Raw genomic sequence first — 15,640 nt, 5'->3', positions numbered from 1 at the left:
TACGACTCCGGGCGCCGCGTCGGCCCGCAGCGGTCAGCGTGCGTACCCCGGCGGTTGCGCCGGCCGCCCCGGACGTACCCCGGGAGTTGCGGCGCGGGCCCCCGTACCCCTACGGGCCCGGGGCCGCCGTCTCAGGGTGCCCCGGCGCTCAGGCCAGCCAGCCCGGGGTGATCATCCCCGACTCGTACGCCAGGATCACCAGCTGCGCCCGGTCGCGCACGTCCAGCTTCGTCATGATCCGGCTGACATGCGTCTTCGCGGTCGCCGGGGACAGCACCAGCCGCTGCGCGATCTCGTCGTTGGACAGCCCCGCCCCGACCAGGCCCATCACCTCGCGCTCCCGGTCCGTGAGCGCGTTCAGCCGCGGGCTCGGGTCGGGCTGCTTGGAGCGGCCCGCGAACTCCGCGATCAGACGGCGCGTCACGCCCGGCGCGATCAGCGCGTCGCCGCGCGCCACCACCCGTACGCCGTGCAGGAGTTCCATCGGCTCGGTGTCCTTCACCAGGAAGCCGGACGCGCCGGCGCGCAGCGCCCCGTACACGTAGTCGTCCACGTCGAAGGTGGTCAGGATGACCACCCGGACCCCTTCGAGCCGCTCGTCGGCGGTGATCCGGCGGGTCGCCTCCAGACCGTCCAGACCGGGCATCCGGATGTCCATCAGGACGACGTCCGGGCGGAGTTCGCGGGCCAGCGCGACGGCCTGCTCGCCGTCCGCCGCCTCGCCGACCACCTCGATGTCGTCCTCGTCGGCCAGGATGGAACGGAAGCCCGCCCGGACGAGCGTCTGGTCGTCGGCGAGCACGACACGGATCATCGAAGGTCCCCCTCGGAAACGGTGAGCGGCAGCCGGGCGTCCACCCGGAAGCCGCCGTCGGTGTTCGCGGCGGTCAGTTCGCCGCCGAAGGCGCGGGCCCGCTCGGCCATGCCCCGGATGCCGCTGCCCAGCGGCTCGTCCTCCGGCGCGCCCCCGCCGTCGTCCTCGATCCGCAGCCGCAGCTCGCCCGGCGCCCAGCCGACCGTCACCAGCGCCGTACGGGCCCCGGAGTGCCGGGCGACGTTCGTCAGCGACTCCTGCACGATCCGGTACGCCGCCAGGTCAAGGGGCGGCGGCAGCGGCACGGGCGTGCCCGCCACCTCCGTCCGTACGTCGATGCCGGCCGCTCCGGCCCGCGCCACCAGCTCCCCGAGCAGCCCGAGCCCGGACGCGGGCGCGGTCGGCGCGGCCTCGTCGGCCTGCCGCAGCACCCCGAGCGTGGCCCGCAGTTCGCGCAGCGCGTCCTTGCTGGTCGCCTTGACCGCCTGCAGCGCCTCCTCGGCGGCCGCCAGCGCGATCTCCGGGTCCGGCTTCTTGCCCATCCGGTGCAGCACCGCCCCGGACTGGACGTTGATCAGGCTGATGCTGTGCCCGAGCACGTCGTGCACCTCGCGGGCGATCCGCAGCCGTTCCTCCGTCGCGCTCTGCCGGGCCCGCGCCTCCTGCTCGCGCTCGGCGGCCAGCGCCCGCTGCTCCACCTCGTGCAGATAGGCGGTCCGGGTGCGCTGCGCGCGGCCGACCGCGACCAGGCTGATCAGCCAGCCCGCCAGCATCGCCATCGAGGTGTCGTCGATCTGCCGGTGGCCGGGCTGCTGCCGGATCTCGCCGAGGCCGACGGCGAGCAGGGTCACGGCGGCCAGCGCCACGGCCGCGGCGAAGCGGCCCTCGGCGGCCGTGGTGTACAGGGCGATCGCGAAGGCGATCATCAGCGGTCCGTCGTACGCGCTCAGCGGGTAGTACACCGCGCAGACCGCCAGCGTCACGACGGCGACCGTGACGGGCGCCCGGCGGCGGAAGTACAGGGCGCCGCAGCCGACCGCGGTCAGGGCCCAGCCGAGCGAGGCGCGGGCCGTCGACTCGGTCTCGTACCGCATCCGGACCAGCGTCCAGACCACCACCACGAGTGCCACGACGAGCGCCACGGCGGCGTCGGCCGCCCGCGGGGACACACGGCCGCCGCGGGGACGGGAGGGGAGGGCCATGCCACGAAGGATAGGCCGGGCCGGTGAGACAGGTGAGCGCCGCGGCCCGGGCGGGCCTCGGCGCTCACGCGTGGGGAAGGGTCACGGACAGCTGTTGCGGAAGTCGCCCGGGTCGGTGGAGCAGGTGTCGAAGCCGAAGCCGCCGTACGCGGCGTCGTTGGAGGCGACTCCGTCGCGGGCGTCGAGGTTGTCGTTGCCGGCGTCGCCGTTGAGGCGGTCGTTGCCGGTCTGGCCGATCAGCCGGTCGTTGCCGTTGCCGCCGTTGACGAGGTCGTTGCCGGGTCCGGCGTACACGGTGTCGCTGCCGCCGCCGGCATTGACGGTGTCGTGGCCGCTGAGCGCGCAGATCACGTCGTTGCCGAAGGTGCCGTTGATCGTCTCGAAGCCGCTGGTGCCGACGATCGTGCAGCCGCGGGCGTTGTTGACGGTGGTGGCGAAGACCCTGCTGTCGTCGGAGGGGTCGGTGTCGTCCTGGTCCACCGCACCGATCGCGGCTCCGTCCCAGAGGGTGCCGGTGGCCCGGGGCTCGACCCGCAGGGTGAAGGAGGCCGAGGCGCCCGGGGCGATGGTGCCGAGGGGGCAGGTGGCGGTGGTGGCGGTGAGGGTGCAGGGGCCGCCCTGGCTGGGCGTGGCCGCGATCATCGTGCCTGATCCGCCGGTGATGCTGTCGGCGACCAAGACGCCGGTGGCGGTGGTCGTGGTGCTGGTGTTGGTCACCGTGATCGTGTAGGTGGCCTGGTCGCCGAGGCTGACGGTGGTCGAACCGGTCTTGGCGACGGAGAGGTCCACGGTGGGCGGCGGCGGGGTGCCGGCGACCTGGTAGCGGACCACGGCCTGGTTGTCGCCGTCCTGGCCGGACACGACGATCTTGCCGTCGGTCTGCAGCGCCACGGCGTAGGCCTCGTCGAAGAAGGTCGAGATGTCGGTGGTCACCAGGCCGTCGCCGTGGAACGTGGTGTCCAGGGAGCCGTCGGTGTTGTAGCGGGCGACCGCGAAGTCGAGGGCGGCGCCGCCCACGACGACGATCTTCTCGTCCTCCTGGAGGGCCATGTCGTGCGCGATGGCGCTGTTCGCGCCGAAGGCGGTGGTCACGGTGCCGTCGCCGCCGCCGAACGCCGGGTCCAGGGTTCCGTCCCCGTCGTAGCGGGCCACGGCGAAGCGGGACCCCGTCCCGCTGCCGCTGGATCCGGCGGCGACGAACCCGCCGACCACCTGCTCGATGCTCACGATCTCGTTGCCGAACGGGGTGGCGACCTTGCCGTTGTCGCCGAACCCCGCGTCTGTGGCACCGAATTCCTGGTCGAAGCGCATGAGCCCGAAGCCGGCGGGGCTGCGGCCGGCCGCGAGGTACAACCCGCCGCCCGACGGCGTCAGGTCGTAGACCGCCGAGTTGCCGCCCGCGTACGTGAAGACGGTCTTGCCCGAGCCGTCGTCGCCCCAGGGGCTCTCGGAGACCCCGGTGGGGGTGAAGCCGGCCACCATCGCGTTGCCGCCCAGCGAGCCGCCGATGATGATGCGGTTGTCGGTTCCCGCGATCACCGTGTTGGCGACGCTCGCGGCGGTCTCCCCGAGTCCGGTGACGAGCTTTCCGTCGTCGCTGAAGGTGGTGTCCAGCGAGCCGTCCAGGTTGTAGCTGGCCAGTGCGACCTGGGACGGGCCGTCGATCGCGGCGCTGCTGCCGACCGCGACGATCTTGCCGCGGCCGTCCAGCATCAGGGCCCGGGCTTCGTCCTGGGTGCCCTCGCCGAAGTCGGTGAAGACGACGCCGTCGCCGCCGAACGTGGTGTCCCGGCTGCCGTCGGCGTTGTGCCGCACGAGGATGAAGTCGTACGGGCTCTCGAAGTCGGAGCCGCTGCCGAGCATGATGATCTTGCCGTCCGCCTGGACGACCACGTCCGTGTTGCCCTCGGCGTTGGCCACGTCGACGGTGACCTTGCCGTCCCCGCCGAAGGTCGGATCCAGGTCGCCCGGCGCGGCCGACGCCAGGCCCGGCAGGCTCAGGACGAGAGACAGGGCGAGGCCCGTGACGCCCGCGACGAGCGCGGCTCCCCATGGCCCTCCGCGACCGCGAATGATGGTGGACATGCTGCTCACTCTCCGCATCGGGCCGCCCGGAGTCGACCACTGTCAGTGACGGATTACAGCTTCGGGCCGCCGTCGGCGCGCGAGCGGTGCGGCTCGCAGCACTGGACTTACTGGGTGAGGGGATGCCACTCAGGTGAGTGAGCCCCGTTCCGGCCGGGTCCGGGTCCGGGTCCTCGTCCGGTCTGGAGCCGTTCGGCCAGGAAGGCGAGGATCTCGTCGCGGGCCCGCACGGTCGGGTGACCGGCCTCGTCGACCAGATGCGCCGTGACGACACTGTGGGCGCAGCCGACGACGTCCCGGAAGAAGGGCGGCGGGCTCGTGTTCCCCGTCTCGGCGGCGAGCACCCGGCCGTCGAAGGCGTCCCCGAGCAGCGCCCGGTACGCCGCGAAGCGCCGGCCCGTGCACCAGGTGTCGTTCTCGAAGCGGTACGCGAGCACCTTCAGACCGTCCCGGGCCACGCGTGCGGCCACGGCGGCGGCGTCCTCCGCGCCGAGCTCCAGACCGCCGGGGTCGTCGAGCGGCAGCGACGGATGGTTGACCACCGGCGCGATGACGGCGGGTTCCAGGGCCATGGCCAGGGCGAAGTTGCCGGTGAAGCACAGTCCGACGGCGCCGACGCCCGGCCCGCCGCACTCCGCGTGCGCCAGGCGGGCGAGGCCGCGCAGCCAGGAGACGACGGGGCTGGTCCCGCCGCCGGCGAACGCCCGGAACTCCTCGCTCACGCAGGCGCGCCGCGCCACGGCCTCGCCCGCCCCGGCGCGCGGATAGGCGCCGTCGACGCCGAAGAGGGACGGCAGGTACACGGCGAAGCCGGCCTCGCGCAGCCAGCGCCCGAACCGTGCGACGTCCGGGCTGATGCCCGGCATCTCGGGCATGAGGACGACCGCAGGTCCCGAACCGGTGACGTACACGGTCTTGTCGGCGCCGTCGACGGTGACGGTGCGCCGCACGAAGTCGTCCATCGGGTCGTCCCGCGTGTCGTCCGTCGGGTCGTGGTCGTCGCGCTGCCCTCGTGTGGTGGTCATGACCGGGATGATGGCGAGCGGCGGGCACCGGCGAGAAGCGGCGAGATCGCCAGGTACGGGGGTAATCTCGCCATCCATGGATCCGCTGCGCGTCGGTGTGCTGGCCTACCCCGGCTGCTTCGCGTCGGAGGTGTACGGGGTTCCCGACCTGCTGGCCATGGCGGCCCACGTCGCCGCGGCGCAGGCGGCTCCGGCGGTCCACGAGGTGACGGTGCTCTCGCCCCGGCGGCGGGTGGTCGCGGCCGCCGGACCGGTCCTCGACGTCTCGGCGGTGCGGCCGGTGGACGTCCTGATCGTGCCGGGCTTCGAACTCTCGCCCGCGGTCGACCTCGACGCGACGCTCGCGCGCCTCGGACCGGAGGTGGCGGCGATCCGCGCCCTGACGGCGGCGGGGACCGCCGTCGTCTCGATCTGCGTGGGCGCCTTCCTGGTCGCCGAGGCCGGGCTGCTCGGCGGGCGGGAGGCGACCACGTCCTGGCTGTTCGCGGACCGGTTCGCCCGCCGGTACGCCGATGTGCGGCTGCGCCCCGAGAAGCTGGTCGTGTCTGACCGGGGGGTGACCACCACGGCGGCTTTCAGCGCCATGTACGACTTCGCGCTCCGGCTCATCGGCGAGCAGCACGGCCCCCGCGTCGCCCGAAGCACCGCGCGGATCGCCCTCGTCGACGACGCGCGTACCAGCCAGACCCCGTACGCCGACCCGGCGCTCGTCCCGGCGGCGGGCGAGGAGTTCTCGCTGGGCGTCAAGCGGTGGCTGGACCGGAACCTCGCGGAGCGATACGACCTGTCCGCCCTCGCCCGGGAGTTCCACGTCAGCACGCGCACCCTGCTCCGCCGCTTCGGCGACGAGGCCGGCGAGACGCCGCTCGGGTACCTGCAGACCGCCCGGGTGCGCAGGGCCCGGCACCTGCTCGAGACCACCGACCGGACCGTCGCGCGCATCGCCGCCGACGTCGGCTACCGCGACCCCGGGGCCTTCAGCGGCGTCTTCGTCCGGCACACCGGCCAGCGGCCGAGGGACTACCGGGCCCGGTTCCGGCGCCGCGCGTGGCGCGCTTGACACCAAAATCGAACATCCATTCTCATGGATTTTCCGGTGGGATGCCGGCCCTTGGAATCACGGGCTCGAAGCCGCGTTGTCCACAGGTCGGAGAGACGCCGGGGCCCATTGTCAGTGGCAGGGGTTAGCGTCTTTCCCATGAAGCGATCGACTCAAGCAACCCGGGTGGAACCCATGGCAGGAACCGACCGCGAGAAGGCGCTCGACGCCGCGCTCGCACAGATTGAACGGCAATTCGGCAAGGGTGCCGTCATGCGCATGGGCGACCGCACCCAGGAGCCGATCGAGGTCATCCCGACCGGATCGACCGCGCTCGACGTCGCCCTCGGCGTCGGCGGCCTCCCCCGCGGCCGTGTGGTGGAGATCTACGGCCCGGAGTCCTCCGGCAAGACGACCCTGACCCTGCACGCCGTGGCGAACGCGCAGAAGGCCGGCGGCCAGGTCGCCTTCGTGGACGCCGAGCACGCCCTCGACCCCGAGTACGCGCGCAAGCTCGGCGTCGACATCGACAATCTCATCCTCTCCCAGCCGGACAACGGCGAGCAGGCGCTCGAGATCGTCGACATGCTCGTCCGCTCCGGCGCCCTCGACCTCATCGTCATCGACTCCGTCGCCGCGCTCGTCCCGCGTGCGGAGATCGAGGGCGAGATGGGTGACTCGCACGTCGGTCTCCAGGCCCGCCTCATGAGCCAGGCGCTCCGGAAGATCACCAGCGCGCTCAACCAGTCCAAGACCACCGCGATCTTCATCAACCAGCTCCGCGAGAAGATCGGCGTGATGTTCGGCTCGCCGGAGACCACGACCGGTGGCCGGGCCCTGAAGTTCTACGCCTCGGTGCGTATCGACATCCGCCGCATCGAGACCCTGAAGGACGGCACGGACGCGGTCGGCAACCGGACCCGCTGCAAGGTCGTCAAGAACAAGGTCGCGCCGCCCTTCAAGCAGGCCGAGTTCGACATCCTCTACGGCCAGGGCATCAGCCGCGAGGGCGGCCTGATCGACATGGGCGTGGAGCACGGCTTCGTCCGCAAGGCCGGCGCCTGGTACACCTACGAGGGCGACCAGCTCGGCCAGGGCAAGGAGAACGCGCGCAACTTCCTGAAGGACAACCCCGATCTCGCCAACGAGATCGAGCGGAAGATCAAGGAGAAGCTCGGCGTCGGCGTCCGCCCGGAGACCCCCGCGGCCGAGCCCGCCGCCGCGGAAGCCGGTACGGCGCCCGCCGCGACCGCGGACGAGGCGGCCAAGTCCGTCCCGGCCCCGGCGACCAAGGCCGTCAAGGCGACCAAGGCCACCGCGGCCAAGAGCTGACCCGGTGACCGGTCGCACCGAATGGCCGGGTGACAGCCCCGACTCGTCGAGGGCCGAGAAGGAGCTGTCGCCCCAGGATCCGGCTGAGCGGGCGCGGGCGATCTGCCTGCGCCTGCTCACCGGGACCCCGCGTACCCGCAAGCAGCTCGCCGACGCCCTGCGCAAGCGCGAGATCCCGGACGAGGTCGCCGAGGAGGTCCTCTCCCGCTTCGAGGACGTGGGCCTGATCGACGACGCCGCGTTCGCGGGCGCCTGGGTGGAGTCCCGGCACCACGGCCGCGGTCTGGCCCGCCGCGCCCTGGCCCGGGAGCTGCGCACCAAGGGCGTCGACGCGGAGCTGATCGACGAAGCGGTCGGCCGGCTGGACTCCGAGCAGGAGGAGGCCACCGCGCGCGAGCTCGTCGACCGCAAGCTCCGCGCCACCCGCGGCCTCGACCGGGACCGCCGCCTGCGGCGCCTGGCCGGCATGCTCGCCCGCAAGGGGTACCCCGAGGGCCTGGCCCTCCGGGTGGTCCGCCAGGCCCTGGAGGCCGAGGGCGAGGACCCGGAGGGCCTGGACGAGCCGTACGGGTGAGGCGGGCGTGGGCGCGCACCCCGCGGCGTCCGGCGCGCCACGTGCCGTACGCGCCCCGCGGGTTCAGTCCGCCGTGCCCTGCGGCAGCCGAACCGGGAGGCCCGCCGCCCGCCAGCCCTGGAAGCCGCCGATCAGATCGGTCGCGCGGTGCAGACCCAGGCGCTGGAGGGAGTCCGCCGCCAGGGACGAGGCGTAGCCCTCGTTGCAGAACACCACGACCCGTACGTCGTGGTCGACCGCCTCCGGAAGGCGGTGGCTGCCCAGCGGGTCGAGCCGCCACTCCAGCTCGTTGCGCTCGACGAGCAGGGCGCCCGGGACCAGCCCGTCCCGCTCGCGCTGCGCCGCGTACCGGGTGTCGACCAGAAGCGCGTCACCCGCCTCGTACGCCTTGTACGCCTCCTGCGGTCCGATCCGCTTCAAGCCCGCCCGGACCTGCTCCAGCCGCTCGTCGATCCCGGTCACTGCCAGTCCTCCGGCCGCTCGATCTGCTCCAGACGGAGCACCGCGCCCGTCCGGCTGAAACGCCGCAGCAGCGGCAGCGGCGGGTGGTAGGCGTGCACCGACACCGCATGCTCCGTCTCCGACGCGTTGTACACCTCGTGCACATGATGCCGACCGAACGCGCGGCCCTGGCCCACCGTCAACTCGCGCTGCCGGTCGAGGTCTTCGGCCAGTTCCAGGGTCTTCCAGCCGCTCGCCGGGAGCCGTGCCGCGAGCGCGTTCTCACGCAGCGCGCCGCGCGCGGTGGCGAACGCCCCCTGCGACTCGGCGTGGTCGTGCCAGCCGGTGCCCGTGCCGGGCGGCCAGCCGATCAGCCAGGCCTCGCTGCCGCCGGGCCCGTCGAGCCGCACCCAGGTACGGCCCTGCGGATCGAGGGGCAACGAGTCGATCAGTGCGGAGTCCGCGGCCGTGCGGCGGACGAAGTCGAGGAGTTCGGACGCGGAGGGACGCGAGGGCCCGGAGGCGTGCGGAGACGCCGAGGTATGCGCAGACGCCGATGAATGCGCGGGCGCAGAGGTGTGCGGGGACACGGAGAACCGTCCTGGAGTTCGCGGGAACGCGCGCGACAGCAGCGGCCGACGGCCGGGCGCGCACGCAGGGGAAGGGGCGAATTCAGCAGGAACGGCGACACACGCAGCCCGCGTAGCGGACGAGGTCCATATGGACCCTCCGCCACAGGCGCACATCGGTGCCGGTCATGGTCCGGAGTACACCACGCGCGCCCGCGACGGTCAATTGACGTCCGCCGTACGGTCGCTGCCCCGCCGCGCCCCCGCCCCCTCCGGCTTCGCCGGGTCCTGCTCCGCCCGCTCCTGCTTCGCCACCAGCGCCGGCCGCCCGGACTCCTTCGCACCGTCCTGCCCCGAACCGCCCTGTCCCGCACCGCCCTGCCCCGCCCCGCCGCGCGCCGCGTCCGCCGCCGCGTGCAGCGCCTCGGACCGCACGCCCGAGAACGCCGCGACCAGATGCCCGTCCGGCCGCACCAGCAGCACACTGTGCGCGGCCGCCCCCGGGTACGCCTCCGTCACCAGCAGCTCCGCCCGCGCCGGCAGCCCGTCCACCGCCGCCGCCAACTGCGGCATCACGCCCGCCGACTGCCAGTGCCGCCGGTCCCACACCGCCGTCCCCGGCGCGACCAGCACCACGAGCAGCCGCCCGCGCCCGAGCCGGTCCCGGAGCCGTACCGTCGTGCCGTCCGGCGCCGTCACCCGGATGTCGTCCACCGGCGCCCCGTCGGCCGTGCCCACCGCGATCCGCCCCTCCAGATCGCCCTGCGGCGCGAGCGGGGAGTGCGGGTAGGACGGGGGCGCGCCGAGCGGACCGCGCCCCAGATGGCCGTCCGTCAGCAGACTGTCGTGCCCGCGCGCGCTGCCCGGCAGATACGTGCGCAGCCCGCCGCCGCCCCGCAGCACGGGCAGCGACTGGTCCGCCGCCCGCAGCCGGGACGCCACCGCCGTCCGCCGCTCGCTCTGGTAGCTGTCGAGCAGGACCTCCGAACCGCCCTGGTGCCAGGCCAGGGCCAGCTTCCAGGCCAGGTTGTCCACGTCCCGCAGCCCCTCGTCGACCCCCTGGGCGCCGACCGCGCCCAGCAGATGCGCCGCGTCGCCGGCCAGGAACACCCGGTCCACCCGCCAGCGCCGGGCCAGCCGGTGGTGCAGCGTGTGCACGCCGGTGTCGAGGAGCTCGTACAGCGGCGTCGTGTCGTCGCACCAGCCGGACAGCGTGTCCCGGACCCGCGACACCAGGGTCTCCGGGGTCACCAGCTCGCCGCGCGGCGGCAGCAGCCAGTCGATCCGCCACACCCCGTCCGGCAGCGGACGGGCGGTGATCTCCTCCCCGCCGCCCCGCCACGGCGGCTGCCGGTGCAACAGGGCCTCGCCGTGCCACGGCAGTTCGGTGCGGAGCGCGGCGACCGCGTACCGCTCCACCGCCGTCCGTCCCGGGAACCGGATGCCGAGCAGCTTGCGCACCGTCGAGCGGGCGCCGTCGCAGCCCACCAGGTGGCTGCCGCGCCACCAGGTCGCGCCGGGCCCGCGGGTGTGCGCGATCACCCCGCCGCCGTCCTGCTCGATCGTGTCGAGCCGCGCCCCGGTGACGAGCTGGACCAGTTGCTGCTCCGCGATCGCGGCGCGCAGCCCGCGCGCGAGGGCGTGCTGCGGGAGGTGCAGCGGGCCGAGCAGACCGCTGTCCCCGGTGAGCTCGATCCGCCGCATCTGCTGCTTGCGCCGCAGGGAACGCCAGCCGGCCCACCTGACCCCTTCGTCACGCACGGTGGCACAGCCGAGGCGTTCCACCAGCGCGGCCATGTCGGGGCGGAGCACCACCGTGCGCGCCGGACGCGGCTCCTCCGTGCCGTCGCCCTCGTCCAGGACGACGCTCGGCACGCCCTGGGCGGCCAGGGAAAGGGAGAGCGCAAGGCCCACGGGCCCTGCGCCGACGATGATCACCGGGTCCACGGCGCTGCTCCAGAAGCCCGTACGGTCAGGCGGAATGCACGAAGGCGAGTGGCGCGAGCCCGGTGTCTGGTCACAGAACGTATGCAACCCAGTGCGGAAGCATGCGTCAAGCGACGGGGGCAGCGGCGCGACCGCCACTGCCCCCGGATGATGTCACATGCCGTCAGTTCCCGGCTGTGCCGCCCCCGTCACCGGGAGCGTCGGCGTTCGCCAGCAGGATTCCGGTGCCCGCCGCGTTCGCCGCGCCGTCGGCGGCCGGCGGCGTCGCGTCCGCGACGGCTATCCCCGTCTTCGCCCGCCGCCCCCGCTTCTCGATCCACGTCGCGAGCCCCGACAGCGCCAGACACATCGCGATGTAGATGGAGCCGATCACCACGATCGTCGAGACGTACGGGTACTGACCGTTGACCTGCGTGTTGGAGGCGATCAGACGCGCGGTCTGGAGCAGCTCGGGGTACAGGATGATGAAGCCGAGCGAGGTGTCCTTGAGGGTCACCACCAGCTGGCTGATGATCGTCGGCAGCATCGCCCGGATCGCCTGCGGCATCAGGACGTGCGTCATGACCTGCGTCTTGCTCATGCCGAGCGCGTACGCCGCCTCGCGCTGCCCCTTGGGCACCGAGTTGATGCCGGCGCGCAGCACCTCGGCCTGCACGCAGCCGTTGTAGATCGACAGGCCGATGGCCAGCGCCCACATCGAGTAGTCGGTGAGGAAGCCGACCCAGACCGCGTAGATCGTGATGAGCAGCGGGATCGAGCGGAACAGCTCGATGAAGCCGGTGGCCAGCCAGCTGACCGCCTTGTGGTCGGAGAGCCGGCCGACGCACAGCACCACGCCGAGCACCAGCGAGCCGACCGCGGCGATGCCGAACGCCTTCAGCGTCGCGAGTATGGCGTCGGCGATGTTCTGCCGGATGCCCGCGTAGTTGAAGATGTCCCACATCTCGTACGCGAGATGGCCCTTCTCCTCCAGGCGCATGATGCTGACGGCGATCAGCGCGAGGATCACGGCGGAGCCGCCCACGGCGAAGACGCGGTTGCGGATCCGGGCCTTGGGGCCGGGTGCGTCGTACAGAACGCTGGCGCTCATCGGGCGACCTCCAGGCGGTGCTCCAGCAGGCGGAAGACGCCGCTGATGGTGAAGGTGATGACCAGGTAGGCGGCGGCCACCCAGAGGAAGATCGGGGCGATCGCGTAGCCCTGCTCGCTCATCAGGGTCTGCCAGCCGAAGAGTTCGGCGACGCTGAACGCGCCCGCGATGGCGGAGTTCTTGGTGAGCGCGATGAGGATCGAGCTCAGCGGCGGCAGCACGGTCCGGGTGGCCTGCGGCAGCACGATCAGGCGCAGCGTCTGCGAGAACGTCATGCCGAGGGAGCGGGCGGCCTCGGCCTGCCCGAGCGGCACCGTGTTGATGCCGGAGCGGACCGCCTCGCAGATGAAGGCGGAGGTGTAGAAGCCGAGCGCGAGCGAGCCGAGCACGAAGGCGCTCATGCCGGGGAAGAGGATCTCCGGGACGACGAACATCGCCACCAGGAAGAGCAGCGTGAGCGGGGTGTTGCGCAGCAGCGTCACCCACGCGGTGCCGAACCAGCGCAGCGGCGGCACGGGCGAGACCCGGAAGCCGGCCACGACGACGCCGAGGACCAGCGCGATGACCGTGCTCACGGCGGTGATCGACACGGTTCCTATGAACCCGTCGACGAACTCCGGGAAATGGTCGAGCAGTACGTTCATGAGGACTCCGCGTCGGCGGTCAGCGGCCTACGGGCAACGCTTGCGGGCAGGGGGAGGGGCGCCCCGCACGGTCGTGCGGGGCGCTCCACAGAGGCGGTGATCAGTAGCGGACGATCGCCGGCGGCTCGACGAAGGCGGAGCCGGACAGGCCCAGGGTCGCCTCGTAGATCTTCTTGTACGTGCCGTCCTTGATGTGGTTCTCCAGCGAGGTGTTGATCGCGTCGCGGAGCGCCTTGTCGTCCTTGTTCATGCCGACGCCGTACGGCTCCTCGGTGAACGGCTTGCCGACGACCTTGAGCTTGCCGGCGTTGGCGGCCGCGTAGCCCTTGAGGATCGAGTCGTCGGTGGTGACCGCGTCGACCTGCTTGGTCAGCAGCTGCTGCACGCAGTCCGAGTACTTCGCCAGCTCGGTGGTCTGGGCGCCGTACTGCGGCTTCTTGATCTCCTGCAGCGGGGTGGAGCCCGTGATGGAGCAGACCTTCTTGCCCTTCAGGGTCTCCGGGCCGGTGATCGCGGTCTCGTCCTTGCGGACCAGGAGGTCGGCGCCGGCCTTGTAGTACGGGCCCGCGAAGCCGACCTGTGCCTTGCGCTTGTCGTTGATCGTGTAGGTGCCGACGTAGTAGTCGACCTGGCCCGTGGAGATCGCGGTCTCACGGAGCTTGGAGTCGACCGTCTTCCACTCGATCTTGTCCTCGGAGAAGCCCAGGTCGGCGGCGATCATCTTGGCGATCTCGATGTCGAAGCCGGAGCGCTTCTTGGTGGCCTGGTCCTCGAAGCCGAGGTACGGCTGGTCGGCCTTGGAGCCGATGATCAGCTTGCCGCGCTTCTGGGCCTCCTTGAAGACCGTGGACTCCAGCTTCACGTCCTTGGCGACGGTGTAGGTCGGGAGCTGCGGGGCGCCCGACTCGCCCGGCTTCACGTTCGTCGGCTTGTCGCCGGCCGAACCCTCCTTGCCACCACAGGCGGTCGCGGTGAGCGCGAGCACGGCAACGGCGGCCACGGCCGCGGTCTTGCGGAGCTTCATGGTGAACATCCCTTGTGTCGTAGGTCGTTGGTCATTCTCGGGGACCGTCGTCAGTGGTGCAGGATCTTCGACAGGAAGTCCTTGGCCCGGTCGCTGCGCGGGTTGCTGAAGAACTCGTCCGGCGTCGCCTGCTCGACGATCTTTCCGTCGGCCATGAACACGACGCGGTTGGCGGCGGAGCGGGCGAAGCCCATCTCGTGGGTGACGACGACCATCGTCATCCCGTCGCGCGCCAGCTGCTGCATCACCTCGAGCACCTCGTTGATCATCTCGGGGTCGAGGGCCGAAGTCGGCTCGTCGAACAGCATGACCTTCGGGTCCATCGCCAACGCCCGTGCGATCGCGACGCGTTGCTGCTGTCCGCCGGAGAGCTGCGCCGGGTACTTGTCCGCCTGGGTCCCGACGCCCACCCGGTCGAGCAGGGTGCGGGCCTTGGCCTCGGCGGCGGCCTTGTCGGCCTTGCGGACCTTGACCTGACCCAGCATCACGTTCTCGAGCACCGTCTTGTGCGCGAACAGGTTGAACGACTGGAACACCATGCCGACGTCGGCGCGAAGCCGGGCCAGCTCCCTGCCCTCCTGGGGCAGCGGCTTTCCGTCGATCGTGATGGCTCCGGAATCTATGGTCTCCAGGCGGTTGATGGTGCGGCACAGCGTGGACTTGCCGGACCCGGAGGGCCCGATCACGACCACGACCTCGCCACGGGCGATGGTCAGGTCGATGTCCTGGAGCACATGCAGCGCGCCGAAGTGCTTGTTCACGTCGGACAGTACGACCAGGTCGTCGGCCGCCGGCACGGCGTCGGCCGAACCCTTCGTCACTGACACTCCGCTCATCGGCTTTTTGCTCCGTCCTCCTCGGTTGGGGAGGACACTAGAGACCCGGTGCGACGAGCGTCATCACATCTGAGCGGAAATTGAGCATAACGATCCGGCCGCAACCGGACACACTGCGTGAACCGCGCGGCCGGCGGCGTACCGGGTGCATAACAGAAAGCCGGGCTTGACAGGGGGAGACTTGACTGTGACACCGACGATCGGCGTTCATGCCTGATACATAGGTATGCATCCGCTGATGCACTTGCCGATCACCGGCACATGATCACCGGCACCTGATCACCGACCACTGCCACGCCACCGGAGGGGGGCCATGAGACTGCTGCTCGTCGAGGACGACGACCATGTCGCCGCCGCTCTGTCCGCGGTGCTCGCCCGGCACGGCTTCTCCGTGACCCATGCGCGCAACGGCGAGGAGGCGCTGCAGGCGGTACTGCCCGCGACGCACGGCGAGCGCCCCTCCTTCGGGGTGATCCTGCTCGACCTGGGCCTGCCCGACCAGGACGGTTATCAAGTTTGTGGCAAGCTCCGGAAGCTCACTCCCACCCCGGTGATCATGGTGACCGCGCGCGCCGACGTCCGCTCCCGCATACACGGGCTCAACCTGGGCGCCGACGACTACGTGGTGAAGCCCTACGACACCGGAGAGCTGCTGGCCCGGATCCACGCGGTCAGCCGGCGCTCCTCCGGCGGCGACGACGGCGGACCGGCCGGCGAGGAGACCGCGCTGCGCCTCGGCGCGGTCACCATCGAGCTGCCCACCCGCCGGGTCAGCGTCGACGGCGCCGCGGTGCCGCTCACCCGCAAGGAGTTCGACCTGCTCGCGCTGCTCGCCCAGCGGCCCGGCGTGGTCTTCCGCCGGGAGCAGATCATCAGCGAGGTCTGGCGCACCAGTTGGGAGGGGACCGGGCGCACCCTGGAGGTGCACGTCGCCTCCCTCCGGTCCAAGCTGCGGATGCCCGCCCTGATCGAGACCGTGCGCGGCGTCGGCTACCGACTCGTCGTGCCCGCCGCGTAG

The 15,640-nt window shown here is 72.0% G+C and carries 16 protein-coding genes; 4 read left to right on the top strand and 12 right to left on the bottom strand.

The window, feature by feature from the left end:
* Window positions 1–148 precede the first annotated feature (148 nt).
* The 4 genes from ACGFMM_RS28385 to ACGFMM_RS28370 form a co-directional block, all read right to left on the bottom strand.
* Window positions 149–814, bottom strand: a complete 666-nt coding sequence (locus ACGFMM_RS28385) for a response regulator (RefSeq protein ID WP_393649303.1) — start codon at window positions 812–814, stop codon at window positions 149–151.
* The gene (locus ACGFMM_RS28380) at window positions 811–2,016 is read right to left on the bottom strand and encodes a sensor histidine kinase (protein WP_393649302.1); all 1,206 of its coding nucleotides are present in this window, start codon (window positions 2,014–2,016) and stop codon (window positions 811–813) included. Before ACGFMM_RS28380 ends, ACGFMM_RS28385 begins: the two co-directional genes overlap by 4 nt.
* Window positions 2,017–2,097: 81 nt before the next feature.
* On the bottom strand, window positions 2,098–4,101 hold the full coding sequence (locus ACGFMM_RS28375) for a calcium-binding protein (protein ID WP_393649301.1): 2,004 nt from the start codon (window positions 4,099–4,101) through the stop codon (window positions 2,098–2,100).
* A gap of 107 nt (window positions 4,102–4,208) precedes the next feature.
* Complete coding sequence (locus ACGFMM_RS28370) at window positions 4,209–5,126, bottom strand: dienelactone hydrolase family protein (RefSeq protein ID WP_393649300.1); 918 nt, start codon at window positions 5,124–5,126, stop codon at window positions 4,209–4,211.
* Window positions 5,127–5,202: 76 nt separating this feature from the next.
* Between ACGFMM_RS28370 and ACGFMM_RS28365 the strand changes: the two genes are divergently transcribed.
* The 3 genes from ACGFMM_RS28365 to recX all read left to right on the top strand — a co-directional run bounded on the left by ACGFMM_RS28365 (window position 5,203) and on the right by recX (window position 8,071).
* Window positions 5,203–6,186, top strand: a complete 984-nt coding sequence (locus tag ACGFMM_RS28365) for a GlxA family transcriptional regulator (protein ID WP_393649299.1) — start codon at window positions 5,203–5,205, stop codon at window positions 6,184–6,186.
* Window positions 6,187–6,360: 174 nt separating this feature from the next.
* Window positions 6,361–7,497, top strand: a complete 1,137-nt coding sequence (gene recA / locus ACGFMM_RS28360; protein ID WP_393649298.1) for a recombinase RecA — start codon at window positions 6,361–6,363, stop codon at window positions 7,495–7,497.
* Between the two features lie 4 nt (window positions 7,498–7,501).
* Complete coding sequence (gene recX, locus ACGFMM_RS28355; protein ID WP_393649297.1) at window positions 7,502–8,071, top strand: recombination regulator RecX; 570 nt, start codon at window positions 7,502–7,504, stop codon at window positions 8,069–8,071.
* 63 nt (window positions 8,072–8,134) lie between these two features.
* Here the strand turns inward: recX and ACGFMM_RS28350 are convergent, their stop codons facing one another.
* The 8 genes from ACGFMM_RS28350 to ACGFMM_RS28315 form a co-directional block, all read right to left on the bottom strand.
* On the bottom strand, window positions 8,135–8,539 hold the full coding sequence (locus ACGFMM_RS28350) for a rhodanese-like domain-containing protein (protein ID WP_393649331.1): 405 nt from the start codon (window positions 8,537–8,539) through the stop codon (window positions 8,135–8,137).
* Window positions 8,530–9,102 (bottom strand): cysteine dioxygenase, encoded by a 573-nt coding sequence (locus ACGFMM_RS28345; protein WP_393649296.1) that lies wholly within the window; start codon window positions 9,100–9,102, stop codon window positions 8,530–8,532. Before ACGFMM_RS28345 ends, ACGFMM_RS28350 begins: the two co-directional genes overlap by 10 nt.
* Before the next feature lie 82 nt (window positions 9,103–9,184).
* Window positions 9,185–9,271, bottom strand: a complete 87-nt coding sequence (locus ACGFMM_RS28340) for a putative leader peptide (protein WP_341873998.1) — start codon at window positions 9,269–9,271, stop codon at window positions 9,185–9,187.
* A gap of 32 nt (window positions 9,272–9,303) precedes the next feature.
* Window positions 9,304–11,028, bottom strand: a complete 1,725-nt coding sequence (locus ACGFMM_RS28335) for an FAD-dependent monooxygenase (protein ID WP_393649295.1) — start codon at window positions 11,026–11,028, stop codon at window positions 9,304–9,306.
* A 163-nt stretch (window positions 11,029–11,191) separates the two neighbouring features.
* Window positions 11,192–12,118, bottom strand: a complete 927-nt coding sequence (locus ACGFMM_RS28330) for an amino acid ABC transporter permease (RefSeq protein ID WP_393649294.1) — start codon at window positions 12,116–12,118, stop codon at window positions 11,192–11,194.
* A complete protein-coding gene (locus ACGFMM_RS28325; RefSeq protein ID WP_393649293.1) occupies window positions 12,115–12,762 on the bottom strand; it encodes an amino acid ABC transporter permease in 648 nt (215 codons plus the stop codon). The genes ACGFMM_RS28330 and ACGFMM_RS28325 overlap by 4 nt, the downstream gene beginning before the upstream one ends.
* Before the next feature lie 100 nt (window positions 12,763–12,862).
* Complete coding sequence (locus ACGFMM_RS28320; RefSeq protein ID WP_393649292.1) at window positions 12,863–13,786, bottom strand: glutamate ABC transporter substrate-binding protein; 924 nt, start codon at window positions 13,784–13,786, stop codon at window positions 12,863–12,865.
* A gap of 50 nt (window positions 13,787–13,836) precedes the next feature.
* Window positions 13,837–14,622, bottom strand: a complete 786-nt coding sequence (locus ACGFMM_RS28315) for an amino acid ABC transporter ATP-binding protein (RefSeq protein WP_393649291.1) — start codon at window positions 14,620–14,622, stop codon at window positions 13,837–13,839.
* Window positions 14,623–14,935: 313 nt separating this feature from the next.
* Here ACGFMM_RS28315 and ACGFMM_RS28310 point away from each other — a divergent pair, with 313 nt between their 5' ends.
* A complete protein-coding gene (locus tag ACGFMM_RS28310; RefSeq protein WP_393649290.1) occupies window positions 14,936–15,640 on the top strand; it encodes a response regulator transcription factor in 705 nt (234 codons plus the stop codon).

The organism is Streptomyces sp. NPDC048604 (genome assembly GCF_043199435.1).
GTDB lineage: Bacteria > Actinomycetota > Actinomycetes > Streptomycetales > Streptomycetaceae > Streptomyces.
This window is presented reverse-complemented; position numbering and strand designations above follow the sequence as displayed.